Origin of the sequence: Paenibacillus sp. HW567, assembly GCF_000374185.1 — a bacterium.
Lineage (GTDB): Bacteria > Bacillota > Bacilli > Paenibacillales > Paenibacillaceae > Paenibacillus_AQ.
Genome location: NZ_KB910518.1, coordinates 259,577 through 283,685, shown reverse-complemented (window position 1 = coordinate 283,685; position 24,109 = coordinate 259,577). Strand labels below are relative to the sequence as shown.

At 53.6% G+C, this 24,109-nt stretch carries 22 protein-coding genes; 15 read left to right on the top strand and 7 right to left on the bottom strand.

Annotated elements, in window-relative coordinates:
• Nucleotides 1-66: 66 nt before the first annotated feature.
• Nucleotides 67-738, bottom strand: a complete 672-nt coding sequence (locus B212_RS0101515) for an NAD(P)H-dependent oxidoreductase (protein WP_019908499.1) — start codon at nucleotides 736-738, stop codon at nucleotides 67-69.
• Nucleotides 739-893: 155 nt separating this feature from the next.
• On the opposite strand from B212_RS0101515, the gene B212_RS0101510 reads away from it, so the two are divergent.
• Nucleotides 894-1,238 carry a winged helix-turn-helix transcriptional regulator gene (locus B212_RS0101510; protein ID WP_019908498.1) on the top strand — a complete coding sequence of 115 codons (345 nt, stop codon included), beginning with the start codon at nucleotides 894-896 and terminating at the stop codon, nucleotides 1,236-1,238.
• A 124-nt stretch (nucleotides 1,239-1,362) separates the two neighbouring features.
• Here the strand turns inward: B212_RS0101510 and B212_RS0101505 are convergent, their stop codons facing one another.
• The 6 genes from B212_RS0101505 to B212_RS0101480 all read right to left on the bottom strand — a co-directional run bounded on the left by B212_RS0101505 (nucleotide 1,363) and on the right by B212_RS0101480 (nucleotide 9,228).
• The gene (locus B212_RS0101505) at nucleotides 1,363-2,760 is read right to left on the bottom strand and encodes an ADP-ribosylglycohydrolase family protein (protein WP_019908497.1); all 1,398 of its coding nucleotides are present in this window, start codon (nucleotides 2,758-2,760) and stop codon (nucleotides 1,363-1,365) included.
• 3 nt (nucleotides 2,761-2,763) lie between these two features.
• The gene (locus tag B212_RS0101500) at nucleotides 2,764-3,720 is read right to left on the bottom strand and encodes a nucleoside hydrolase (protein WP_019908496.1); all 957 of its coding nucleotides are present in this window, start codon (nucleotides 3,718-3,720) and stop codon (nucleotides 2,764-2,766) included.
• Nucleotides 3,721-4,438: 718 nt separating this feature from the next.
• On the bottom strand, nucleotides 4,439-5,374 hold the full coding sequence (locus B212_RS0101495; RefSeq protein ID WP_019908494.1) for an ABC transporter permease: 936 nt from the start codon (nucleotides 5,372-5,374) through the stop codon (nucleotides 4,439-4,441).
• Entirely contained in the window at nucleotides 5,371-6,417 is a 1,047-nt protein-coding gene (locus tag B212_RS0101490; RefSeq protein WP_019908492.1) for an ABC transporter permease, read from the bottom strand. Before B212_RS0101490 ends, B212_RS0101495 begins: the two co-directional genes overlap by 4 nt.
• Nucleotides 6,410-7,972, bottom strand: coding sequence for an ABC transporter ATP-binding protein (locus tag B212_RS0101485; protein WP_019908491.1), 1,563 nt, complete (start codon nucleotides 7,970-7,972; stop codon nucleotides 6,410-6,412). Before B212_RS0101485 ends, B212_RS0101490 begins: the two co-directional genes overlap by 8 nt.
• Nucleotides 7,973-8,079: 107 nt before the next feature.
• Entirely contained in the window at nucleotides 8,080-9,228 is a 1,149-nt protein-coding gene (locus B212_RS0101480) for a BMP family ABC transporter substrate-binding protein (RefSeq protein WP_019908490.1), read from the bottom strand.
• Nucleotides 9,229-9,556: 328 nt separating this feature from the next.
• On the opposite strand from B212_RS0101480, the gene B212_RS0101475 reads away from it, so the two are divergent.
• From B212_RS0101475 to B212_RS0101405, 14 genes are all read left to right on the top strand, one after another.
• Nucleotides 9,557-10,312: a helix-turn-helix transcriptional regulator gene (locus B212_RS0101475; RefSeq protein ID WP_019908489.1), complete on the top strand. Its 756-nt coding sequence runs from the start codon at nucleotides 9,557-9,559 to the stop codon at nucleotides 10,310-10,312.
• A 503-nt stretch (nucleotides 10,313-10,815) separates the two neighbouring features.
• The gene (locus tag B212_RS0101470) at nucleotides 10,816-12,159 is read left to right on the top strand and encodes a UbiD family decarboxylase (protein WP_019908488.1); all 1,344 of its coding nucleotides are present in this window, start codon (nucleotides 10,816-10,818) and stop codon (nucleotides 12,157-12,159) included.
• A gap of 458 nt (nucleotides 12,160-12,617) precedes the next feature.
• Nucleotides 12,618-12,884: a BMC domain-containing protein gene (locus tag B212_RS0101465; protein WP_019908487.1), complete on the top strand. Its 267-nt coding sequence runs from the start codon at nucleotides 12,618-12,620 to the stop codon at nucleotides 12,882-12,884.
• A gap of 181 nt (nucleotides 12,885-13,065) precedes the next feature.
• Nucleotides 13,066-14,226, top strand: a complete 1,161-nt coding sequence (locus B212_RS0101460; protein WP_019908486.1) for a hypothetical protein — start codon at nucleotides 13,066-13,068, stop codon at nucleotides 14,224-14,226.
• A 17-nt stretch (nucleotides 14,227-14,243) separates the two neighbouring features.
• Nucleotides 14,244-14,609: a BMC domain-containing protein gene (locus tag B212_RS0101455; RefSeq protein ID WP_019908485.1), complete on the top strand. Its 366-nt coding sequence runs from the start codon at nucleotides 14,244-14,246 to the stop codon at nucleotides 14,607-14,609.
• A gap of 27 nt (nucleotides 14,610-14,636) precedes the next feature.
• On the top strand, nucleotides 14,637-14,918 hold the full coding sequence (locus tag B212_RS0101450) for a BMC domain-containing protein (protein ID WP_019908484.1): 282 nt from the start codon (nucleotides 14,637-14,639) through the stop codon (nucleotides 14,916-14,918).
• 8 nt (nucleotides 14,919-14,926) lie between these two features.
• Nucleotides 14,927-15,676, top strand: a complete 750-nt coding sequence (locus B212_RS0101445) for a hypothetical protein (RefSeq protein ID WP_019908483.1) — start codon at nucleotides 14,927-14,929, stop codon at nucleotides 15,674-15,676.
• 44 nt (nucleotides 15,677-15,720) lie between these two features.
• Nucleotides 15,721-16,002 carry a EutN/CcmL family microcompartment protein gene (locus B212_RS0101440; protein WP_019908481.1) on the top strand — a complete coding sequence of 94 codons (282 nt, stop codon included), beginning with the start codon at nucleotides 15,721-15,723 and terminating at the stop codon, nucleotides 16,000-16,002.
• A gap of 3 nt (nucleotides 16,003-16,005) precedes the next feature.
• The gene (locus tag B212_RS0101435) at nucleotides 16,006-17,820 is read left to right on the top strand and encodes an adenine deaminase (RefSeq protein WP_019908480.1); all 1,815 of its coding nucleotides are present in this window, start codon (nucleotides 16,006-16,008) and stop codon (nucleotides 17,818-17,820) included.
• 102 nt (nucleotides 17,821-17,922) lie between these two features.
• Nucleotides 17,923-18,606, top strand: coding sequence for a cyclase family protein (locus B212_RS0101430; protein WP_019908479.1), 684 nt, complete (start codon nucleotides 17,923-17,925; stop codon nucleotides 18,604-18,606).
• A gap of 24 nt (nucleotides 18,607-18,630) precedes the next feature.
• A complete protein-coding gene (locus B212_RS0101425) occupies nucleotides 18,631-19,242 on the top strand; it encodes a DUF1989 domain-containing protein (RefSeq protein ID WP_019908478.1) in 612 nt (203 codons plus the stop codon).
• A gap of 284 nt (nucleotides 19,243-19,526) precedes the next feature.
• A complete protein-coding gene (locus tag B212_RS0101415; protein WP_019908476.1) occupies nucleotides 19,527-21,758 on the top strand; it encodes an AraC family transcriptional regulator in 2,232 nt (743 codons plus the stop codon).
• Nucleotides 21,759-21,954: 196 nt separating this feature from the next.
• Nucleotides 21,955-22,464, top strand: coding sequence for a sigma-70 family RNA polymerase sigma factor (locus B212_RS0101410; protein ID WP_019908475.1), 510 nt, complete (start codon nucleotides 21,955-21,957; stop codon nucleotides 22,462-22,464).
• A 20-nt stretch (nucleotides 22,465-22,484) separates the two neighbouring features.
• The gene (locus tag B212_RS0101405; protein WP_019908474.1) at nucleotides 22,485-24,005 is read left to right on the top strand and encodes a DUF4179 domain-containing protein; all 1,521 of its coding nucleotides are present in this window, start codon (nucleotides 22,485-22,487) and stop codon (nucleotides 24,003-24,005) included.
• Nucleotides 24,006-24,109 lie beyond the last annotated feature (104 nt).

Here is a 24,109-nt window from a genome sequence, read left to right as displayed (position 1 = left end):
GGCCTCAGTCCAATGGGTTTCAGGACTAAGGCCGTTCTAATTGAGGGGTATTGCGATCTCAATCCTTTATGTCCAACGCACAAGTTGATCCATACTGCTTCTTGTTTTGGCTCGTTTGGGCTCTTCATTCCGATATCCAAAAGCAACCATCACGGATGCCTTCAAATTTCCTTCCTCTGACAAACCTTCTTCTTGTAAGATATGGTCTACTGCTGCATAGTCAAATCCTTCAATCGGACAAGAATCAATTCCAGCTAAAGCAGCGGCTGTCATCATATTTCCCATAGCAATATAGGTTTGCTTGGCAGACCATTCATACATTAAACGTTCATCTTTCAACAACCCGCGCACTTCCTGAACCTCTTTTAATGCACCAGAGATATAAGTAACAACCTCTTGGGGCATTTGTTGCACATTTTTCATTTGATCAAGCACATATTCGGAATCATACCTTACATTTGTCCGGGCAAGAATGATCAGAAAATGACTCGCAGTGTCCAGTTGGCCCTGGGCTCCGGGTGAAACTGCTTTTAGCTTATTCCTTAACTCCGGATTTTGCACAACGACAAACCTCCATGGCTCTAAACCAATCGAACTGGGAGATAACCTTCCCGTTTCTAGAATATAGTTAAAGTCCTCTTCGGATATTTTTTGGGTCGTATTAAAAGCTTTGGTAGCGTGTCTATATTGAAAAGCTGAAATAACGTGTTCTTTGCAATCGGGTATGTTTGGATACATCCGAGTACTCTCCTCTGTTTTTCATTTTTTGTTTAAAAATTTATCATATGATAAAATTATATCGCGCAATTAGTATTATAGAAGTATCTCTAGAGGGTTTCTACGCTCTTGGAGTAGCGTTAGTATGCAGTTGGATACCGGAAAGGATAGCTATTATGAACTATTACACAAATGAGATATTGGAAGAATGCGGATTCACAAACGCTCAAAGGATATTGTCAGGAAAATGGTCCATGCTGATCATTCTGTTTTTAAGTGAAAAAACGATGCGATTTAATGAAATTCAGCGGTTGTTTCCAGACATTACTCATGCAACCTTAACCAAGCAGCTTCGCATTTTGGAGGATTATGGCATTGTTGTTCGTAACGTATATTCTCAAATACCGCCTAAAGTCGAATATTCATTGAGCGATATCGGAAAAAAACTAAAGCCGATACTAGATTCAGTTATGGTCTGGGGGGAGGAATACAAGCAGGTCTTGAAGAAGGACGAAGCGTAATGCCGGAGATGAAAAACAATTCCCTGAATAGTAAAACAGAGAAGACCGCGGCCTGCCTCTCCTGGCTGCGGTCTTCTCTGTTAGTGCCAAAGCCGCGTAACTTAATAGGCTTCGCTTCGTGCTATTATTTCCGGACCGCAAGCTCTGCGCGAAGCTTCAGGAACACCTGGTAGCTCCGCTCTGCGACCTCTGATATCGCAATCGGGTGAAAGCCGGGCAGATCGGCATACAGTGTATCGTTCAGCGGGGCCGTCCATTTGGACGGCAGCCGCGCAGCTCCCAGCTTCGCTCCCATGATGGAGCCAACCGTAGCGCCGTTGCAATCGGTATCCATTCCCGCGTATACCGAAGCCACTACCGCCTTCTCAAAATCCTCGCCCCCATACACCAGCGAAGCCGCGACAATAGCGGCATTGTTGTTCGCATGTACGGGATCGTAATGGCTGAACCGGTCCCACAGTCTGCTGACCAGTTCCCGCTCGCTGCTTGCCTTCTTCGCGATTTCAATTCCCTGCAGAACGTCGCTGGCTAGCCTGCTCGTCTGTGGAATCTCGCTCAGCCCGATCTCCACAATGCGCTCATTGTCCAGCCCGGCGAACGCGGCGGAGATCATCGCGGCATTGAACATTTCGCCGTAAATTCCGTTCTTCACATGCGAAAAGGAGGCATCCCGGAAGCCCAGCTCCGCCGCCAGCTCGGGATATCCGGCCGCTCCATAGGCCAGTCCGTCCGCACGGATAGCCGCCCCGATCCATTCCCGGTAGGGATTGAGGTGCATCCGCACCTGCTCCTGCCGCAGCGGCCAATCCTCCGGCTTGTCTCCATGCAAATGGGAGGTTTCCCGGGCGAAATTCATATAGGCCTGCGTTTCTGCTGTGCATACCTGGCTGTAGGTCAGATGGCCGTGCCACAGCTTGCCGATATCCCACGAATCCCAGTCCAGCCCCTTCTGCTCCAGCAGCAGCAGGCTTAGGACGGTATAACGGATATCATCGTCGCTCTCCATATACGAAATTTTCTCCCGGGTGCTCGTGAACGACCAGTCGCTTAAGCGGAGGCCATATTCCTTCTCCGCCCGCGAATGCTCCGGGGTATAACCTGTGATCGGCCAGGCATCCGCGCCGCGGAACCACAGCTCAATATTCTCCCAGCCCGGACGCCCGTCCTTGCCATACAGATAATCCCAATATTCCAGCGGCTTGCCGAGTGCACAGCCAACGCTTCTGCCCAGCCAGGCTCCGTAGAATCTGTCCCTCCACTGCTCCGGGGTCCATTCCACCTCAAGCCTGCGCGGCCCGTCCGGGCGCAGCTCCCGTATCGCCGGAAGGTCCGACGGCTCCTGATACGGGAAGTCCTCTGCCACAGTCAGTGCCATCAGCTCCCGGTAAACTTCCATAAGCTTATCTTCATCGCTTCCAGCGGAAGTCAGCTTCTCTGACAGGCTGCCGGTCCGGCAGCCCTCCTCCCCGCGCTGCAGCAGCTCCAGCCGCACGGTCTCCTGCAGACGTTCCCAGCCCGCCATCCGCTATTTCGCTCCCGCCGCAAGCCCCTGCTCACGGTCAAGTCTCTCCAGCGAATCAAACAGCAGTTGGATGAAGGCTTCGCGGTCCACTCCCATCAGCACCTGCGCATTGGCGGCACGGCCCGGCTTCTTGCGCCGGTCGGCAACGGTCATGCCCCGGGTCAGCTTGCCTTCGGTCTCTACGGTAACATATAGCTGCTCCGATTCGAACAGCTCAGGGTGCAATAGCCAGGCGACAGCACACGGATCATGCAGCGCATTGCCGATGTAGCCCATTTTTTTGCCATAGATCGAATAGAAATCCAGCAGCTCCCCGACCATTACGGACACGGGTCCCCGGGTTTTCAGCTCTTGAATCTCCTCTTCAAAAATAGCGGCCTTATCTGTCACATCCAGCCCGCTCATCACAATGGGAATCCCGGATTCAAAAACAATCCGCGCCGCCTCCGGGTCTACATAAATATTGAACTCCGCTGTTGACGTTACATTTCCGTAAGCCAGTCCGCCGCCCATCAGGGAAATCTTCTCGATCTTGTCCTTCACTTCGGGGTAAGCCGTAATGAGCAGGGCAATATTCGTAAGCGGGGCTGTCGGCACCAGCGTAATTTTCTCTTCCGATGACCGGATGATCTCCAGCATGAATTCTACCGCTCCCTGGTCCACCGGCTTGAATTTGCTGGCCGGCAGCGCCGGGCCGTCCATGCCGGATTCACCATGCGCCTCCTCCCCCGTTACCAGCTTGCCCAGCAGCGGCGCCGCCGCCCCTTTGGCTACAGGAATGTCGGCATTTACAAAGCTCAGCACTTTGAGTGCATTGTCGGTGATCTTATCAAGGATCTGGTTGCCGCCAACCGTGGTGATTCCCCGGATCTCCAGTTGCTCGGGATGAGCCAGCGCAAGCAGTATGGCAATCGCGTCATCATGCCCCGGATCGCAGTCAATAATGATAGGTGTTGGCATCGTTGTTTCTCCCTTGTCGTTTTATCTAAAAATACTTATTAGGTAAAATTCGTAGCTGCGGGGAATGGTTGGACTTCCGGCCGCTGTTATGTTTGGACTTCTGATTTAAACCACTGTTCGTGGTAGTAATCCAAACCTAGCCTAATCATACGGCCAGCTTTCCTGCGGAAAGCTCTCAGGCGGACGCATTCGCTCCGTAAGTATCCAAACTTCCCCTCCGCTACTCGTATCCTAATTTGTTTTTCATAATTACATCCTCTATGTCAGGTAAATACACAGTTGCCCTGGTACAGCATCAGTTGTAAATCTGCGGCTTAGGACGCAGCCTTTGTGGTTCGGGAACAGAGAGGGATTCATCGTCCCCATTCTCCTGTTCCTTACGGACAGTAAAGCCGTTACTTTCCCGAAAGAGATACATTTCACTAAGCGAACGGACCGTAGAGCACTTATCGCCTCTTCGGCAGGTAGATTTGGGGTGAATGTCCGCCCATAACGGCACTGGAGTCCGTTCACTGGCGGAAAAACGACTTCCGGTAGAAATAAGAGCGGCCCTGTCCGTTACGAACGGGTGGACCCTTCCAAATCAGGAGATAATACTGTTCGTGGAACCTGATACGGCTGCAGCGTGATCTCCAACGCCCTAATCCATTGCGCGTCGAATTGTTTGAACTCCAACAGGTAGAGCCTGACGATCTATAGCACTTAAGCAGGTCCTTGCCTATTTCGTAGTAGTCTTAAGCTTCTTGTTCTTCTTCCGTGTCTCCGAAACTGCATAAATAATCAGACCGATGACCGTTGCCACATAAGGAAGCGTAGCGATCAGCTCGGCCGGAATCTTCAGCACCTGGAGCGCATTGGCGAGCGCATCGGCGGCTCCGAAGAGGAGTGAAGTCAGCGCGGTTCCAATCGTCGTGCTCCGGCCCATGGATTCGGCGGCAATCGCGATCCAGCCCCGGCCTGCGACCATATCGCGGGTGAACAGCGACAGATAGCCCATCGACATATAAGCACCGCCCAGACTGGCAAAAAATCCGCTGAGCAGGAGCGCAGTGTACTGGATTTTGATCACACTGACCCCGACCGACTGAGCCGCATGCGGGTTCTCGCCTACCGAGCGGATACGCAGCCCCAGCGGTGTGCGGTTCAACAGATAATAGACCACCAGCACGGACAGAATGGAGAAATAGGTTAGAATATGATGTCCCGACAAAATTGGCCCCAGCACCGGAATGTCCTTCAGCAGCGGAATCTGTACACTCGGCAGCACCTTGCTGGCCAGAGTAGTGGACGAGCCCTTATCCCCGCTGAGCAGATACAGAATGAACACCGTTCCGCCCGATGCGAACATGTTGATCGCCACACCGCCAAGAATGATATGGGTCTTGAACTTCAGGGTAAAAAAAGCCAGCACCCCCGCAATAAGCGTACCCGACAGCACCGCGCCCAGCAGCCCGACCCACGCGCTATGCGTGTAGGCACTGACAATCACCCCGGCCAAAGCCGAAACCAGCATAATTCCTTCCATCCCGATGTTGATGATGCCGGCGCGGTTCGAGATCAGTGCTCCCAGCGCAGCGAACAGAATCGGTGTCGTTACACGAAGCACAGAAAAGGCAAAATCCGTTGTCAAAATGACATTCAGCAGACTGTTCATGCTTCTTTCGCCTCCTTCAGCAGCATCCGGTTCTTCCAGAACTTAAGGAATTGCTCGGCAGAAATCAGCAGAATAATAACGGCCTGGATAATTGAGATCATCTCGGACGGCACATCGGACAGCCTCGCCATCAGGTCGGCCCCGATCCGAATGTAGGCCAGGAAGAGTGCGGAGGCAATGACGGACAGCGGATTATTTTTGGCCAGCATCGCCACTAGCGCTCCATCCAGACCGTAGCCCGGCAGGGAAGTCCACTGGAACCGGCTGTACATCCCGAGCACCTCGACCGATCCGCCCATTCCGGCAATGAATCCGGCGATCAGATGGACCAGAATAATCACCTTCGCCGTCTTCATGCCCGAGTAGCGGGCGAAATCCCGGTTCACTCCGGTCATCCGCAGCTCGTAGCCCCATTTGGTTTTGTAGAGAAACAGATGGGCCAGCACAATCAGCACGAGCACAATAATAAGTCCGGTGTGAATCCGCGTGCCTGTAAAAAGCTTGCTGAGCTGCGCAGTCTTCTCGAATTTGAAAGAGACGTTGGCGAAGGCCTTGGCATCCCGCAAATGGTAATTCAGCAAGTAAAGGCCAATACCAAAAAGAATATTATTGAACATTAGTGAAGTTACCAGCTCGTTGGCGTTCCATTTGGCTTTGAGAATTCCGGGAATCGCCGACAGCAGCGCCCCCACTATAGAGCCGGCGGCAATCGCCACAACCGGATGCAGCCAGCCGTTCAGACTGAGATGAATTGCCAGCACAGAAGCCACAACCCCGGAGAAATAAAAGATTCCTTCGGCCCCCAGGTTGAACATATTCGCCCGGAACAAGAGCGATACGGCCAGTCCTGTGAACATCAGCGGAATGGCCATTTCAATGACGTTGCCGATATGCCCCTTCGTAGATAAAGGCTCCAGCAGAAAAATACCGATCGTCTTCACCGGCTGGTCGCTGACCAGCGAAATGATCACAAAAGCGATAATCAGCGCAATCACAATAACGGCCGCCGTCCGGATAGCCTCGAAATATTTGACTTTAAACATGGTTTACGGCCCTCCCGGTCTGCTCTTTGTCCTGACGGTGGATGCCCAGCATGTACAGCCCCAATTCCTCTTCGCTTACCTCGGAAGGCTTGTCGAAGTAAGCGACGATTTGTCCTTCGTACATCACCAGCAGAGTGTCGCTCAGCTCCAGAATTTCATTCAGATCCGCTGAGACCAGCACTATTGCACAGTTGTTGGAACGCAGCTCCAGCAGCTTGTGGTGAATGAACTGCGCAGCTCCGATGTCCACGCCCCGGGTCGGCTGCTCGGCAATGAGAAGCTGCGGACTGGTGGAGCATTCTCTGGCAACGACTACCTTCTGCATGTTGCCCCCGGACAGCATGCCGATCGGCTGCTGCGGCCCGGAGCAGCGCACCTTGAATTCTTCGACCAGCGAAGCGGTCAGGGCGGCGATTTTGGAACCTTTGAAAAAAGGCCCTTTGTTCAGCTCCTTGGAACGATACTGCGTTGAGATCAGGTTGTCTGCAATGCTGGCGTCTCCGGCCGCCCCTTGGCGCATGCGGTCCTCCGGGATATACGATACCCCCAGGCTGCGGATGCCCAGAATATCCGACTCCCGGATATCCGTACCTCTGACACTCACCGCCCCGCTGGCAGATACACCGTGAAGCCCCCCGGTCAACGCCTCAATCAGCTCTGTCTGACCGTTCCCCTCCACTCCGGCAATTCCGACAATCTGGCCTGCCCGGACGGAGAAGCTGATCTCCGACAGATGAGCTTTTCCCTGACTGTCCGTAACACCCAATTGGTCCACTGTGAGAATGGGCTCCCCCTGTGGGGTGTTGTCCTTATCGTATTTCAGCACAACATCACGCCCGACCATCAGCCGGGAGATTTCCTGCTCGGTCACTTCACTGGTCTGAAAGACGCCTTCGCTTCTGCCGCCGCGCATAATGGTAATCCGGTCGCAGATCGCTTTGACCTCCTTCAGCTTGTGCGAGATGAACACGATGGTATGCCCTTGCTGCTTGAGCTGCTTCAGCTCATGGAACAGCTCCTGCGTTTCCTGCGGAGTCAGCACCGCCGTAGGCTCATCGAGGATAAGGATCTTCGCTCCGCGCACCAGCGCCTTCAGAATCTCCACCTTCTGCTTCATGCCCACCGTCAGATCCTCGACCTTGGCTTTGGCATTAACCGCGAGATTGTATTTGCGTGCCGTTTCTTCTGTCAGACGCACGGCTTCGCTATAATCGAAGCCGATGGCTTTGCGCGGCTCCATGCCGAGCACCATATTTTCAGCCACGGTAAAAGAAGGCACCAGCATGAAATGCTGATGGACCATGCCGATGCCGCGGTCAATGGCGTCTTGTGGGGACTGCAGCTTTACTTTTTCACCTCGGATATAGATCTCACCGTCACTCGGCTCTTCCATTCCGAACATAATTTTCATCAGAGTCGATTTACCGGCCCCGTTCTCTCCCGCAATCGCATGGATTTCGCCCTCGGTGAGCGTAAATTCAACGTCCTTGTTCGCAACGACGCCGTTTGGATATACTTTCGTGATTCCCCGCATTTCCAGCAGAGCATTTGGCATGGGTCATCAACGCCTTTCAACATAGGTAATCTGCAAAAATAGGCAGTTGGAACCCTTCGTGCAAGGAAGAGACTCCAACTGCGTAAGCTGTCTTATCGGTGCTTGTCTTAAGGTTTAACCGCATTACGGATCGCTTCAACTTCGGAGGTTTCCATCCCCATCGCATTGTCGACCTTAATTTCCTTATTGATCAGCTTCTGTTTCACTTCTTCTACCTTGGCCTGCAGGTCCGCCGGGAATACGCCTTTGTAAATGTCGTTCTCAGCGATACCCACACCGTCCTCTACAAAGCCCAGCACATCACGTTTGCCCATTTGCAGCGTGCCTTCCTGCAGCTTTTTCACTGCGCCGAGAATGGCCATGTCGATTTTTTTGATGGCGGAAGTAACGATGAGATTGGCTTTTTCACTATCCGTGTCCTTCAGCAGCATTGCCTGGTCGGAATCGACACCGATGGCGTATTTGTTCTTCTCCTTGGCTGCATCAAAAATCCCAAGCCCCGTACCGCCTGCTACATTGAAAATCACATCCACGCCCGAGTTATACTGAATCAGCGACAGCTCCTTGCCCTTGGCCGGGTTCACGAAATCGCCCGCATAGGATACCGCCACCTTCACATCAGGATCAACATATTGCGCTCCCTGAATGTAGCCGACGAGGAATGCATTAATGCCGGGGATATCCATCCCGCCCAGAAATCCGATAACGTTGTCCTTGTTGGCGTGCGGCATGTCGGACTTTGTGGCAAGTGCCGCTACAGCTCCGGCCAGAAAAGAAACCTCATTGGTTGCGTAGGACATGTTGTACATATTTGCCGGCGCTTCGTCGATGTCGGTGTCGTAGTTGATGAATTTTTTATCCGGATTTGCTTCAGCCGTTGCATTGAACATTTCCGTAATTTCCGACCCGCCCGAGATCACTATATCCCAATCCTCAGCGGCAATATCGTTAAAAGTCGGTTCCCATTTCGTCTTGTCAGTGCCCATTTCCACCACTTTGGTTTCCGCGCCAAGCTCGTCCTTCACCTTTTGCAAACCGCTGCCCGCTGCATCAAAAAACGACTTGTCTCCCAGCGTCCCCGGAATCAGCAAGACCACCTTCAGCTTGTCCCCTCCAGCAGCTTCTTCGCCTTTCGTATTCGTTCCCGCATTCGTTCCTGCATTCGCAGCATTTCCATTGCCGGACGAGTTGCTCCCGCAAGCAGTGACCAGTACTATTACCGCCAGCAACATTAAAGCCAGAATATTCTTTTTCATTTTCTAAGCTCACACCCCTGTTTGAAGTTGATTAACCACTGAGGAAACAGCATCATGTTCCAATTGCACGTTTTGATATATCCTTCTTTATGTGGTGCTTGGACAAAAGAGTCTTGAAATATTGAAAATGAGTGAATCAGGTTGTAAACCAAACAATTCATGTTACATTTGGTCCTAAAACCTTGTAATTCCCGAACAAGATGGCCAGTCTGGTTGCGAATCTTCGGTTTTATTGATACGATCATAACAAATCAATGATTAAATATTTATATGCTTTCGGTCAGATTTTTGCATGATTCGGCTAAATGATGAGAAATGGAGGGGCATCATGGATCGTGTCCTATATATTGTAAATGCAGAGCATGAAGCGAATACGTATATTCCCCCGCATCAGCACGAGTGTTTCGAGCTTGTGTATTACATTCACGGCCATGGGACCACGAGCATCGGAAACCGCAGCTTCCACTTCCGGCCCTTCACCTTCGCGCTGATTCCGCCCAATTTCAAGCATGACGAGAATCATCAGCCCAGACCGGAGGTTCTGTTCGTCGGCTTCCACTGCGGCAATCCGATTATCAACACACTGTACGGCGTATATGACGATGATAAGGAACACACCGTACTGCAAACCCTGCAGCGGATGAATGCGGAGTTCAAGCGCAAGCGCGAGGGGTTCGCCGAGCTGCTGAATTTGCAGATGAGCGAGATCACCGTATTTCTGCAGCGTCTGCTTGGCGCGTCGGATTTTCACTCCCCGGCAGAGGACCAGATGCAGTACATGCTGAATTATATGAACGAGCATTACCGCCACAAGCTCTCGGTGGCATCGCTGGCAGAAATGTCCGGCTACAGCTATGACCGGTTCCGGCATTTATTCAAGGAAAGATTTGGACATTCGCCGCACCGTTATCTTTTACTGAAACGTCTGGATTATGCCAAATCCCTGCTGCTGCATAACCAGATGCATATTTCCGAGGTATCTTCGGCCGCAGGGTTCGTGAACGACGCCCAATTCTGCAATATTTTCAAAAGAGAGGTTGGAGTATCTCCGCGCACCTTCCGCATCAGCAGTAAGGCGAAATGAAGCCGAGTGAAGTGCGCAGAAGTGAAGTGAGTTAAAGTGAGTGAAGTGGATTACAGCGAATCGAAGTGAAGTAAATTAAAGTGAGTTGAATTGAAGTAAATTAAAGTGAGTTGAAGTGAAGTGAGTTGAGTTGAAGTGGATTACAGCGAATTGAAGTGAATTAATGTAACATTGAGCATTTACTTTTTGCAGGTTTTCACTATAATGGTACTTAAGCTTACGCAATTATAACTTGTACCGGCCGGCTCCCTCCCTATTTGCGGGATTTATCTTGCAGTTGGGATATCGCTGAACCCGGTTTACAGTGCAGACGGTTCATGCATCATCAACGGCTATATCTCGATTTCATCCTGATAAGCCGCCTCAACATAAGGTTTGCCCCATTTCTGTTCACAGAATGAAGGAAGCCGCGATTTAGAGAAGAGACTCTCTATTTTCGCGGCTTCTTTTTTTGTTAGCTGGAAGTGAAGAACGTTAATGACGAGCTGGAGGTGTCTTTTACTATGGCTTATATGAACATACGCGAGCTGCTTGCCCATTGGGAACAGACCGGCAAGCTGCTGTACATCCGCAGGGAGGTTGACCCGCGGTTTGAGCTTGGGGCAGTGATTAAGGCAGTCAAGGGAGCACATCCGCTGGTATTCCAGAAGGTCAAAGGCTATGACATGCCGATGGCTGCCGGTCTTGGCGGCTCCAAGGAGCTGATGGCCGAGAGCATGGAGATGTTGCCTGCGGAGCTGCTGCCCCGGCTAATCGAGGCCGTGGTCCATCCGCTGCCGACGCGCAGCCGGGAGCAGGCTCCGGTGCACGACAACGTGCTCACCGGCAGGATCAGCCTGCGGGAGCTGTTCCCGGTGTGCACCTACAATGCGCTGGACAGCGGAGCCTATTATGTCTCCGGTGTCATGGTCGTTAAAGGTGCGGATGGGCATAAGCGTTACACCTCCATCCGGCGCATGCAACTGCTGGAGGGCAACCGGACCAGCATCCTGATCTCCTCCCCTGAGCTGTTCCAGCAGTTCAGGGAATTCGAAGAACGCGGCGAGCCGATGGAGGCGGCATTTATGTTCGGCATTGTGCCGGCGGTGGTGCTGGCCTCCCAGATCAGCACCCATCTGTTCCATGCCGACAAGCTGGAGGTCGCCTCCGCTCTGCTCGGAACGCCGCTTGAGGTGGTCCGCTGCAAGACGGTGGACCTGGAGGTGCTGGCGGAAGCCGAGGTCGTCTTCGAGGGCCGGATTCTCCCCCGCGTCCGCGAGCCGGAAGGCCCGTTCGGGGAGCTGGGCGGCTACTACGGGCCGCGCACGGAGCAGCCGGTGGTCGAGTTCTCCGCTGTCACCTACCGGAACAGCCCAATCTGGCAGACCATTCTCCCGGCCAGCCATGAGGAGAAGCTGCCCATGGCGATCTCCCGCGAGATCGCCCTCCTGGGCTCCGTCCGCCAGGTGGTGCCCGGCGTGCAGGATGTGCATATCAGCATGGGCGGCATCGGCCGCTATCATGCGGTGATCCGCATCCGCAAGGTGAACGAAGGCGACGGCAAAACCGCCCTGCTCGCCGCCTTCGCCAGCGACAAGGACCTGAAGCATGTGGTCGTTGTTGATGAGGACGTCAATCTGCTGGACCCGCTCGATGTGGAGTGGGCCATCGCCACCCGTGTCCAGGCGGACCTGGACACGTTCATCGTCGCAGGCGCCAAAGGCTCCCCGCTGGAGCCTTCGCACAACCTGCGGGGGGTTTCAGCCAAAATGGGCATCGACGCCACCTTCCCCCTGGCCGAAGCCGAGCATTACCGCCGGACTCACATCCCCGGCCAGGAAGAGATTGATCTGGCCCGGTATTTGTAATTGGTGTGGGGAAATAACCAAGGCAAGCCGGGCTAAGATGCAATTAGCAGCTCCAACGGTGATTGCAGAATGTGCAACAGATGGAGCAAATTTCAGCGCAAAATCTCATTCTACTGTAGTTCCTGCAATAGATTCTTCGAGAAATGCCCTTTAAGGGCCAATTTCCCAAGTTCAATTGTACAAAGTGCAATTGAACTCTGATTCGGCTGGCTACGAGGATTATCTACTGCACGAAACACAGCAGATTGGCGGACGGCCAGCAGGCATTATGCCGGCTGCTTGGATGATTATCCGGGCAAATGTAAGCCGATAAAACCTTGTTGCTCAGAGCAAATGTCAATGCGCACGATTTCCGCTTCGCAAAGCCAAATCTGTGCCCGATGCCGGCTTGCGCAGTAAAGCTAAGCTCATGCTCTCGATGCCAGCTTTGCTGCGCAAAGCTTATAAGGAGGTGGATCATGCAAGCTATCGGATTAATTGAGACCCGGGGACTGACCCCGGCGCTAGAGGCGCTGGACGCTATGTGCAAGGCAGCAAATGTGAAGCTTGTCAGCTTCAAGCGGGTAGGCTCCGGCCTGGTGACCGTAATTGTCGAAGGCGATGTCGCCGCTGTGCAGGCAGCCGTGGGGGCTGGAGCTGCCTCTTACGGGCGAACGGGCGGCGAGCTTGTGGCTTCAAATGTCATCCCGCGGCCGCACCATGATTTAGCCAAAATGCTTTTTTAGCCCTGCTACCAAATAGAAGGCGCCACCTAAGTAAAGCTCATACTCTCAGGCGGTAACGGGTTTCCATCCCGAGGTCAGGACCATAAACCCGCTATTTGCTGCTAAGACCAAATTCCAGCCGCTCCTGACCCAGATACTACAAATTCACAATGTTACTCAAAACCTTAAGGAGGTGATGAACATGTCCGACTTTATGAAAAATATTGTCTCCGAAGTGCTGTTGAGGAACCACCAGCCAGCAGTTCCCGGGGCTACCGGGGCCGCTATCGCTCATGCTAATTCAAGCCTTCCCGCTTCATCCGGCGTCTCCTCCCCTTCCCGCATTCCCGGCATTCCCGGCGCTCCAGATACTGTCCGCGGCTTTGACTACAGCACAACTGGCGTCCCCACACTTTCGACCGCCACCGTCACTGCCCATGCCTGCACAGCCAACAGCAAAGCGGATTGCCCGCATACCTGCTTGCAGCCGGGAAATTGCCGGAAGCCATCCGGGGAGATCAAGCGGATTAATTACCAGAAGGAAAAAGCGGAACAACGGCTGGCGCTGATCAACGGTGCTGCGGGAGCCGGACAGCTTCAGAACAGGCAGTTTCAAAACAGGCAATTTGCCGAGCAATGCCTGTCTCCTCTGCTGCTGCGCACCCTGCCGGTTAAGCCCTCCCCGCCTCGCATAGCTGGAGCGAACTCCCTCGCAGCCTCCGTTCCATCCGGACCGGCAGCCTTCCAGGTCCCCGGCTCGCCGGAGCCCTGCCGCCTCCCTGCTGCGGAAGGAATCGAGTGCTGGCTGTTCCCCGAGATCAGCAGCAGGCTGCGCCCGCTGCTCGGTATATCCGGCCGCAATTCCAGCTCGGCGGGGCTTCTGCTTGCACCGGCATGCCATCCGGGACAGCTCTTCGCCGTAGAGGATCTGCTCGCTGCAGAGCCTGGACTGGAAACCGATGTTAGCTGGAGGCCGGCCGGAAGCGGATTTGAGCTTATGCTGTTCAGCAGCGATGCCGGCAGAATCACCCGTCATCTGACGGAAATGGCGGGACGGCTGCACAGCGAAGCCTCCCGGCCTGTCCAAGTATACGTCAGCCCAAATCCCGGTCCCTTACTGCGGCGGCATTTGGGCGCAGGGCTGCAGGAGGCCATAGCCGTAATTGACACTGGTTCCCGTTGGAGCAGCATTGGGACCGCAGAGCGGCTGCTGTACAGCCAGCCCAATGCTGGCCTGAGCCTCCGCGCAGAGGATAGCTGCTGCATTATAAGCGGGACCCCGGCACAGATAACGGCTCTAGGACCTGCTTTGAACAGCTTAATGGTTGAACAGCGGCAGCAGGCCGCTTATGCAGATCAATAGAAGGGGAGGACGTAAATATGCAAGCATTGGGGTTGATTGAGACACTTGGATACACTACCGCCGTTTCTGCTGCGGATGCGGCCCTGAAGGCGGCAGATGTGCAGCTAGTGGCGGTCGAAAAAGTCATTGGCGTCGGCGGTTCACTTGGAGTAACCATCCATCTGAGCGGAGATGTCGCTGCCGTCAGCGCTTCGGTGGAAGCGGGCAAAGCAGAAGCACTGCGTATCGGAAAAGTGATTTCTGCCCACGTCATCGCCAAAGCCCATGAAGATGTCAGCAGCAAAATACTGACGAAATTCCTTTTCGCTCCACAGACACACGATATAGCAACGACCGCTTCAAAGGAACCCGCCGACAAGAAACTGCCGGATGAACTTGAATAAACCAATAATTTCATGGAGGTTTTTATAATGGGAGAATCACTCGGATTGATTGAAACCAAAGGTCTGGTAGGCGCGATTGAAGCTGCGGATGCAATGGTCAAGGCAGCGAATGTGGAAATATGCGGGTATGAAAAAATCGGCTTTGGTCTCGTAACCGTCATGGTCCGTGGAGATGTCGGCGCCGTGAAAGCCGCTACCGATGCAGGCGCCGCTGCTGCCAAGCGGGTTGGAGAGCTGGTATCCGTCCATGTTATTCCGCGTCCGCACAGCGAAGTGGAACGTGCCCTGCTGTCCAAAGGCATTGAATAAGCGCTCCAATGGACAGCCGGCATAGTACAGTTGCAGCCAATGCCCTGCTGGGGTTGTCTTACCGGTCACGGGCGGCAGTGCTGCAAGAAGAGTATCCCCGGGTTCTGGTGCTGCTGGCCGGACATTTTATCGGCATGGAGGAAGGGTATGCGGCGGTACGCAGCCTAAGCAGCGGGAAGATCCGGCTACAGTTATGGGCGGAGGAGCAGCTCCTTGCCTCAATAAGCGCCGGAGAACTGATCAGCCGCACAGGGGTGGATGATTTGATTATCCCCACCTCCTCCCCCTGCTCTCCGGGAGCTACGGATGCCGATGCCCTGTTTATTCCGGTGCTTTCGCTGTCCTTACTCTCCCGGCTGACCCAGCTCGATACAGGCCATCCCTTCGTGAACCTTATCGTAGCATCACTGTGCGCCGGCAAACCGACCGCAGCTTTGACGCTTGGCTCGGAGCCGGAGCATTACCTCTGGGGCGAGCAGGGTCTGTCGCAAGCCTCCCCTCTGCTTAAGGCTGAGATGCACGCCATGCTCGGCAAAATCGAGGGCTACGGCATCAAGCTTCTTGAGCCGGATCAGGTGTGCGGGTGGCTGTCCGGTACATCCGCCGGCAAAGCGGCGCACAAAAAGCAGGTGCTAACCGCAGAGGACATCTACGCTGCACACAAGCTGGGCAGAACGTCCATCGTGCTGAACGGACCTGCGGTAGTCACCCCGCTGGCTGCGGATGCCGCCAGACAATACGGAATTGAGCTTTTCTAGCAGTCTCACATATCATTCATTCAAATCAAAGAGGTGACAATCACATGAAGCTGGGACTCATTACCGGGCACGTCGTTGCCACGAGAAAGGATGAGAATCTCGTCGGCGCCAAGCTGCTGATTATACAGCCGATCCTTCCGGGCGGCTCGTCCGCCGGGCAGCCGGTCATTGCTGTCGATACAGTTGGCGCAGGCATCGGGGAGACGATCATCTACGTCATCGGCAGCGTGGCGTCAAGAGCCACACAGCATCCGAATGCCCCCATCGACGCCGCGATTGTGGGCATTGTGGACAGTGTGGATTGTCCCGGAGCAGGAGGTTTGTAGCATATGCTGACTACAGAGATTAAAGATGCGATCCAGAAGCGGCGGATGATTGACGTGCTGCTGTCCGATCATCTTCACGCCGACTTAGTGCTGACAGGCGGCTACATTATCAATGTGATTACCCGGGAGATCTATCCCGGCGATGTGGCGGTCAAAGGCGACCGGATTCTGCTTGTGGGCAAAGCCGATAAGCTGATCGGCCCTGCCACTGTCACCAGGGATATGACCGGGAAGTTTATCAGCCCGGGCTTCATTGATTCGCATATGCATTTTGAGAGCGCAATGCTGACCGTTACGGAATTCTCCAAGCTGTCCATTCCTACAGGCACAACAACCTTAATCGCCGATCCGCATGAAATTGGCAATGTGCTGGGTGTCCCCGGCATGAAGGCAATGATTGAAGAAGCCAAAACCTTACCGAACCGTGTTCTGTTCACCGTCCCCTGTCTCACGCCTGATGTGCCTGGCCTGGAGACCGCCGGCGCCGACATTGGCTCCAAGGATATGCAGGAGCTGCTGAGCGATGATTATGTGCAGGGAATCGGCGAGCTGCAGGGATTCAGCAACGTTCATCCTGTGTACCGCAATGCCCCTTATCTTATTGATGATCTGCTTGCCTCCGTCTCTTACGCCAAGTCCATCGGCAAAAGCATCGAGGGCAACGCCCCCGGCCTGTTCGGCCCGGAGCTTGCCGCCCACATCATCTGCGGCGGCGGCCATGTCTCCTGCCATGAGACAACAACCAAAGAAGAAATGATGGAGAAGCTGCGCTACGGCGTCAGTGTGTTCATGCGTGAAGGCTCCTCACAGCGGAATATGGCCGAATGCATCCGGGCGATTACCGAGGAAGGGATGGATTCCCGGCGGGCGATTCTGGTGTCCGACGATATGGTGCCCGAGGATCTGCTGAAGCACGGCCACATGAACGATATCGTGCGCCGGACGATTGCCGTAGGCATCGACCCCGTTGAGGCGATTCAAATGGTGACGATCAATCCGGCCACCCACTTTGGCTTCGAGGATATTGGTCTGCTCGCCCCGGGGGCCAAGGCCGACATCGCCGTCATCAGCGATTTGGCGCAAATGACGATTGCAGAGGTGTATATCGGCGGAGTTCAGGTCGCCCAGAATGGCGAGCTGACCCGTGAGATCCCCTCTTACATTTATCCCGGCTCGGTCAAAAAATCCGTCAAACGCAAGCCTGTCAAGCTGGAAGAGCTGCAATTGCCCTCAGGCGGCGCACAAGGCAGCGTCCGGGTCCGCGCCATCGAGATCATTCCCGACCAGAACCTGACCGGGGCCGGAATCTACACTGCCGCCGTCAAGGACGGGGTTGTGCAGCCCTCTGTTGAAGAGGATCTCCTGCCCCTGCTCGTTGTCGAGCGGCATGGCCGCAGCGGCAAGATCGGCAAGACCTTTGTGCGCGGCATGAAGCTGAAGGCCGGAGCTATCGCCGAAAGCGTGGCCCACGATACGCATAACATCATCGTCACCGGCACCAATTACGCCGATATGGTGACGGCGGTTAACCGCGTTATCGCCATGGACGGCGGAATTGCCATGATCGAGGGCGGCAAGGTGGTCGGCGATCTGCCCCTGCGCATCGGCGGGCTGATGACCGACGAGCTGACCGGCAAGGAAATGAGCGCCAGAATTACCGAGCTGCACCGGCTGGCCCGCGAGGAGCTGGGCTGCACGCTGCACGTGCCGTTCATGCACCTGTCCTTCCTCTCGCTCGTCACCAGCCCGGCGTGGAAAATCACCGACATCGGCCTGATCGACGCGGATGCCTTTACCGTACTGCCGCCGCTGGCTTAACGGTTTAGACGTACAGCTTCGTTCACCAATATTCCCGCTAACGGCAGTGCCCGCCGGAGCAGCGGGACGCTTTTGACTAACACGCACAAGGAGGTGTCTTCCATGGGAATTCAAGTCATTGACCTCTCTCAGGAAATCTATCAGGGAATGCCGGTATTCCCGCCCCATCAGAAAACGATGATCTTTCCCAACATGAGCCATGAGGAGAGCCGGCAGAAGCTGGGCTTCGAGTTCGCCACGAACAATCTGATCATCAATGAGCATGGACCCACCCATAGCGACGCCATCTACGAATATGATCCGCAAGGCCCGACCATCGACGAGATGCCGCTGGAGTATTTTTATGGACCGGCCGTCTGCCTTGACGTCTCCCATGTCTCGCCGGATAGCTATGTTACCCGCCAGAACCTGGAGGAAGCGCTGCGCAGAGGGTATCTTCATCTCGACAAAGGCGACATTGTGCTGCTCTACACCGGACACTATAGCCGCGCTTACGGCACGGAGGAATGGCTGACCCGCTACACCGGACTGGACTACGAGGCGGCGAAGTGGCTCGCGGAACAGGGCATTGTCAATATCGGCATTGACGCTCCTTCCATCGACAATCCGCTGGATACACGATTCTCCGGGCATCTGATCTGCCGTGAGTATCGAATGACCAATACCGAAAATCTATGCAATCTCGATAAAATCGCTCAAAAACGCTTTCTGTACTTTGGACTCCCGCTCAAAATCCGCAAAGGCACCGGCTCCCCTGTCCGGGCCGTCGCGGTGTTCGTTGACTAAACACTTTAGGCAGGTGAAGGTAACATGAGAAACGCCATTATCGTTGAGGAAATTACGGTCCCGCCCTATGAGGGCAGAAGCCTCCGGGTACGCAAGGGCCAGACGCTCTATATCATTGATGTGGAAGGCAAGCAGGTTGGCGATTTTATCTGCTTCAATGCGGAGGACCCGGGCGAGCATGTCTCGCCGGTGCATATGCGCTCCTCGCTCAGCAGCATCCGGCTGAAGATCGGCGACGGGCTGTACAGCAACCGCCGGAGACCGCTCATGCAGCTAACGAAGGATACCGTGGGCAAGCATGATTTCTTTTTCCCGGCCTGCGACTATTACCGCTACAAGGTTGATTTCGGACTGGAGGAGCACCCGAATTGCCATGACAATCTGCAGAAGGCGCTGCACAAATACCAGCTAGGTCATCTGGAAATCCCCGATCCGATCAATTGGTTCATGAACAATGCACTGGACGAGAATCTCGACTATGTAATTGAGGAGCCGCTCTCGAGGCCCGGAGATTATGTGGCCCTGCTGGCGCTTACCGATGTAATCGTCGCCCTCTCCTCCTGCTCCCAGGACTTGGCCCCCGTCAACGGCTTCAAGGTCACCCCGCTGCAAATGCAGATTGCCGAAGGCCAGTGAACTTCCTAAAGCCGGGCCACCGGCTTTTTTTGCTGCATTCTTTCTTGCCACAGCAGGCTGAACCCTACGTCCTCCAACTTCGCCCCGAAGCCAATATTTTCGCGCACATTGTAGCTTTTGTACATAAAAATTAGATTTGTTCACTGCCTCGGGTATCATCTTTGTACACTGTTTCCAGCTTGATCCACTGTTCTGTTCACGGTGTGAAGATTATACTTATACTGTGAACTATAAAAAGATGAGATGACGAATAAGTCAGTACACAGTGAATTAGGGGGATGCTTATGAGACTGAACAAGATTGGCAACAAAAGAGCACTCTACAGCAAAGTATTGGTCAGTATGACGTTATGTGTATCCTTAACCTTCCTCGTATCCACCATTATCTACTACAAGTACTACATTGGGGTGGAGAAAACACAAGCCTTTCGCTCAGATCTAAGCAACCTTACCCAGACGAGCAAAGAGGTTGTTAACATGACCGAAGCGGCGCAATCGCTTTCATTTCAAATTTACCGCAACAGCACCGTCTCGAAAATTGTTTTCTACGACAAGCCGGATATTTATGATGTCACGGCCGCCATGTCGGAGCTGCGCAACTATCTGAATTCCATGCCTTATATCGAATCCATTTATGTCTACAATCCTTCAAGCGGGCGGCTGTACATCTCCTCTTCCGAAGGCCAGAACGGCGTATTTACTGAAAAAGAGCTCGTAGACACCAATATTCTGGATATTCTGAACCACTACCGGGAATACAAGCCGTTCACCCCCATTCCCCGGGTATATTCGAACGGTGCCGAGCAGAACGACCAGGTTAGGGCCTACACTTTCTTATGTTACGATGCCATCGGCTGGGACCGGGCGATTAACTCTGCCGTGATCGTCAATATCTCTGCTCCTTGGATCAATAAAGAGATTACCAGTCCCGCAGATTCCAGAAGCTCCACCTTTATTCTTGGCGACCAGGGGGCTTTTCTGTCCGGCAACACGCTGGAGCAGCAGCCATTGTCTCCGCAGGAAGCGAACTGGGTTCAGCAGCGGATCAAGGGGCAGAAGGCCGGTTATTTTATCGACAAATTCGATGGAATGAGCTCGCTGATCTCCTATACGGCGCCGGATGATTTAAGCTGGCAGTACGTGCGCATTACACCTTATGACATCATTACCGAGCAGACTAATAACATCCGCAACGCCACTCTGCTGATTGCAGCGGTTATATTTGTTGCAGGCATCGGGTTTTCCTGGCTCATGTCGCGGAGCCTCTATCTGCCGATTGACCGGATTGTCAAGGAGATGAATGTTCTGGAGAGCGAGAAACGCGACAGTATGTTTACGATCAAGCAAAATACGCTGCGGGACCTGGTCCTCGGCCTGAAGCCTCTGCAATCCATTCAGCAGGTGGAGAAGCTGCAGCAGCTCGGCATCCATTTTACCTTTAGCGATGATTATCGCCTGATCCTGCTGCGGATTGACGATTACAAAGATTACAGGGAGGCCCGTTCCTCCTATTTGCTGGCGTATAAGTTTGCGATTATGAACATCGCTTCCGAAATTTGCGGCCAGACCTACCGGGTGGAGACCGTGGATATGAATGATGACGGCATCCTTGTGCTGCTGAACATCGTTGACCCCAAGGAATATTCGGACACCGTGCTGATCGAAACACTGCTCCGGCAGATTCAGCAGGCTTGCTCCGACTACTTGAAGATCAGTCTTACTTTGACCTACAGCCATATTGACCACAACCCTCAGCAGCTCCCTCAGCTATACAAGCAAGTTAGGGAAGCGTCGAATCACCGGCTGTTCTACGGGCATGGCTGCATAATCAGCGCTGGGTCCATCAATGAGCTTCAAGCCAATGCCTATCACTATCCTACTGAAAAAGAGAAAAAGCTCGTGGATACCCTCATGAGCGGTAAAATAGAAGATGCCCGGGAGCATTTCAGCAGCATTATCCGCGAGACCGCATCCTATCCGTTCCCAACAGTCCAGCTCGCGGTATCCAGGCTCAGTGTAACAATTAAGGAAATCATCAATACTGTCCAGAAACGTAATCGTTTACAAAATGAGGGAGACGTTCAGCTGCCTACTTTAGATGCTGTAGAAACCGTCGATGAGCTGGAGCTGGCCTTTTTCGCCCTGTTTAGCGGAATGTACGAGCAATTGGCCGAGAAAAAAAGCTCCAAGCAGCATGATCTGGTCCGCCTGATTAATCAAAAAATCAACGGCGCTTACATGGAGCCCAGCCTAAGCCTCAATCAAATCGCAGATGAACTGGATATGTCTCCGATTTATATCAGCCGTCTTTACAAGCAGCAGACGCTGACGAGTATCGTAGACGTTATTCTGGAGGTGCGGATGCGCGAGGTATGCAGTCTGCTGGAGAATACCGACCTGCCCGTGACGACCATTGCCGAACGCTGCGGCTTCACCAGCAGCTCTTACCTGCACCGGATGTTCAAGCGCAGCTTCGGCACCACCCCTAACGACTACCGCCGTTCCAAACACGCATAGTACTGGTCTTAAGACAATTTTAGGGGTGTCTTTTTTATCAGGTCAGCCAGAAACTACTGGTTGGCCTATTCCTGTTTGTGTTTTAATTTAGAAAAAAATCAATCTTTTTTCCGGTCAGCTCCGTCTTACTTGCGAAAACCTATTACGGGGCGACTTCTTCCATAGCGGGGTACAAACAAGGAAGAGGGGGTGTTGAATGGTGGAGAACATAATGAACAAGGCCAATACAGCGGATTTTACGCTGATGGATGAAGAGGTATTCTTTCGGCGGCTTGCGGGCGAGCACCGTAAGCTGTATGCGATCGCATACAGCTATCTGCGTTCCGAAGCGGATGCCCTGGAAGCAGTGCAGGAAGCGTCGTGCCGGGCCTGGATGAAGCGCAAAAAGCTCAAAAACGAGCAGGCCTTCACGCCCTGGCTAATCCGGATTACCATCAACTGCTGCATGGATGAGCTGCGGCGCAAAAAACGCGTCGTGCCGGTGGAGAAGCTCGAGGAGAAGGAAGCCCAGGAGATGAGGAGCAGCGACCGGCTCGATCTGGAGCGGGCGATGAGCCGGTTGAAGCCGAAATACCGGCATGTCGTGATGCTCAAATATTACCAGGACATGACGACTGCCGAAATTGCCAAGGTGCTGAATAAACCCGAAGGCACGATCAAAACCTGGCTGCGCGAAGGACTGGGGCAGTTGCGGAACTATTTGTGAGCATGCAGGAGGTGACAGAAATGTCGGAAAAAGAAGAACACATCCTGAAACAGGATGCCCTGGAGGTTAATCATAATGCGGAAACGATCCGGGAAATGAAAATTTATAATGCAATGCGCAGCGGAATGGCGCAAGGCAAAAAACGCAGCAAGCGGCGTTTCTATTCTTACGGAGCAGGAGCGGTACTTGCCGCAGCGGCAGCCGTTGTTCTGATCTTCTCCTCCATCGGCCTGCCAGCCTTAGGTACGGACGATTCCGGCCTTGGCGGTTCGGTGCAGACGGCCAGCACCAAAAGCTGGAATGATTTTGCGGGCTATCGCAGCCAGCCATTACACAATCGGCTGGTTGCCGACATACTGGAACGGGATCTGGTCAAGCCGGTCCGGCAAAGCGCGACAAACAAAGGCTGCCGCATGGATGTGGATGGCGCCGTCACGGACGGCCGCAAAGTGTATATTCTGTTCAGTGTGCAGAACGATACGGAAAAAGAAATCACACCTGCGGATACAAAGATTCAATTCGGGGATTATGAGGTTCCATCTCCGCATAGAGGTGCATCCCTGGAAATGGCATACTCTAGCGACTCCCGGATTCAGCCCGGCCAAAGCAAGGATTTTATTTATTCCACCAACTATCCCGCTTCCATCGCCTATTCCAAGGCTGTGAAGTTCACTCTGATTCTCACCGGAACGTCCGATGAGGCGCTCGCTTCCAGCAGCAGCAAGTACCGGACCGGTCTGGAGGTATCGTTCGAGCTTGATCCGGCCACATTCAAGGACCGGGAGCATACGTTGCCTGTGGATCGCACGCTGACGGTAGACGGTCAGAAGATCAAAGTGCTCCAGGTGGAGTATACTCCGCTCAATACCTATGTTGATCTGGAGTATGACAAGGCGAACACCAAACGGATATTCAGTCTGCTTAATCCCGTTCTAATCGCAAGCAGCGGGAGTCAAACCGATAAATTGGTGTATCCGGGCAGAATCACGGCCGATAATTCCGAGGTGTACACAGACCAGTCGCAGGCAACGCTGGTGTTCAGGCATACCGGGCTTAACCAGCCGGACTCCGCCACGCTGAAGATTGCCGGTATCTCGGCTCTGGAGCCGGACCGCATGAAATTTGTGGCCGATCTGAACAAGCAGCAGGTTATTGAAGCGCCGACAGACGATTTTGAAATTGTCACATCCAAGCAAGAGCATCATGCAACAGAGGATGAGATTCTGCTCCGGCGCAAGGTGACCAGCCTGTCTTATTATACCGATTCGCAAGGCGCGGTGCAGGCGGAGTACACCGGCACATGGCTCGCCGATAATTTTACCGATGCGGACGGCCAGGTACACGAAAGAACGAACCGGGAAGCTGCACTATACAATTTCGGCGGCACCACGACCTCCAGAGATGGTACGGGAATGGACGAGATGAGTTTATTTTTTGACAATCAGGCCGCAGATTACCCGCAGCCGCTTACCTTATCGGTTAATCGCATCTGGAATCCAATTCTAGAGACGCACAGTATCGAGCTGCTCTCCAAGAAATAGAGTTTATCGCGGATTTCGCGAATAGCGTGTATTCCTTGGAACAGAAGCATTCTGTAAGTAAATAAGCGCGTCTCCAAATACTCGGAGACACGCTCTTCCCTTAC

Bases quoted from the DNA above. Each gene is read 5' to 3' on its own strand.
- B212_RS0101515 (WP_019908499.1), bottom strand. From the start codon at position 738: ATGTATCCAAACATACCCGATTGCAAAGAACACGTTATTTCAGCTTTT.
- B212_RS0101510 (WP_019908498.1), top strand. From the start codon at position 894: ATGAACTATTACACAAATGAGATATTGGAAGAATGCGGATTCACAAAC.
- B212_RS0101505 (WP_019908497.1), bottom strand. From the start codon at position 2,760: ATGGCGGGCTGGGAACGTCTGCAGGAGACCGTGCGGCTGGAGCTGCTG.
- B212_RS0101500 (WP_019908496.1), bottom strand. From the start codon at position 3,720: ATGCCAACACCTATCATTATTGACTGCGATCCGGGGCATGATGACGCG.
- B212_RS0101495 (WP_019908494.1), bottom strand. From the start codon at position 5,374: ATGAACAGTCTGCTGAATGTCATTTTGACAACGGATTTTGCCTTTTCT.
- B212_RS0101490 (WP_019908492.1), bottom strand. From the start codon at position 6,417: ATGTTTAAAGTCAAATATTTCGAGGCTATCCGGACGGCGGCCGTTATT.
- B212_RS0101485 (WP_019908491.1), bottom strand. From the start codon at position 7,972: ATGCCAAATGCTCTGCTGGAAATGCGGGGAATCACGAAAGTATATCCA.
- B212_RS0101480 (WP_019908490.1), bottom strand. From the start codon at position 9,228: ATGAAAAAGAATATTCTGGCTTTAATGTTGCTGGCGGTAATAGTACTG.
- B212_RS0101475 (WP_019908489.1), top strand. From the start codon at position 9,557: ATGGATCGTGTCCTATATATTGTAAATGCAGAGCATGAAGCGAATACG.
- B212_RS0101470 (WP_019908488.1), top strand. From the start codon at position 10,816: ATGGCTTATATGAACATACGCGAGCTGCTTGCCCATTGGGAACAGACC.
- B212_RS0101465 (WP_019908487.1), top strand. From the start codon at position 12,618: ATGCAAGCTATCGGATTAATTGAGACCCGGGGACTGACCCCGGCGCTA.
- B212_RS0101460 (WP_019908486.1), top strand. From the start codon at position 13,066: ATGTCCGACTTTATGAAAAATATTGTCTCCGAAGTGCTGTTGAGGAAC.
- B212_RS0101455 (WP_019908485.1), top strand. From the start codon at position 14,244: ATGCAAGCATTGGGGTTGATTGAGACACTTGGATACACTACCGCCGTT.
- B212_RS0101450 (WP_019908484.1), top strand. From the start codon at position 14,637: ATGGGAGAATCACTCGGATTGATTGAAACCAAAGGTCTGGTAGGCGCG.
- B212_RS0101445 (WP_019908483.1), top strand. From the start codon at position 14,927: ATGGACAGCCGGCATAGTACAGTTGCAGCCAATGCCCTGCTGGGGTTG.
- B212_RS0101440 (WP_019908481.1), top strand. From the start codon at position 15,721: ATGAAGCTGGGACTCATTACCGGGCACGTCGTTGCCACGAGAAAGGAT.
- B212_RS0101435 (WP_019908480.1), top strand. From the start codon at position 16,006: ATGCTGACTACAGAGATTAAAGATGCGATCCAGAAGCGGCGGATGATT.
- B212_RS0101430 (WP_019908479.1), top strand. From the start codon at position 17,923: ATGGGAATTCAAGTCATTGACCTCTCTCAGGAAATCTATCAGGGAATG.
- B212_RS0101425 (WP_019908478.1), top strand. From the start codon at position 18,631: ATGAGAAACGCCATTATCGTTGAGGAAATTACGGTCCCGCCCTATGAG.
- B212_RS0101415 (WP_019908476.1), top strand. From the start codon at position 19,527: ATGAGACTGAACAAGATTGGCAACAAAAGAGCACTCTACAGCAAAGTA.
- B212_RS0101410 (WP_019908475.1), top strand. From the start codon at position 21,955: ATGGTGGAGAACATAATGAACAAGGCCAATACAGCGGATTTTACGCTG.
- B212_RS0101405 (WP_019908474.1), top strand. From the start codon at position 22,485: ATGTCGGAAAAAGAAGAACACATCCTGAAACAGGATGCCCTGGAGGTT.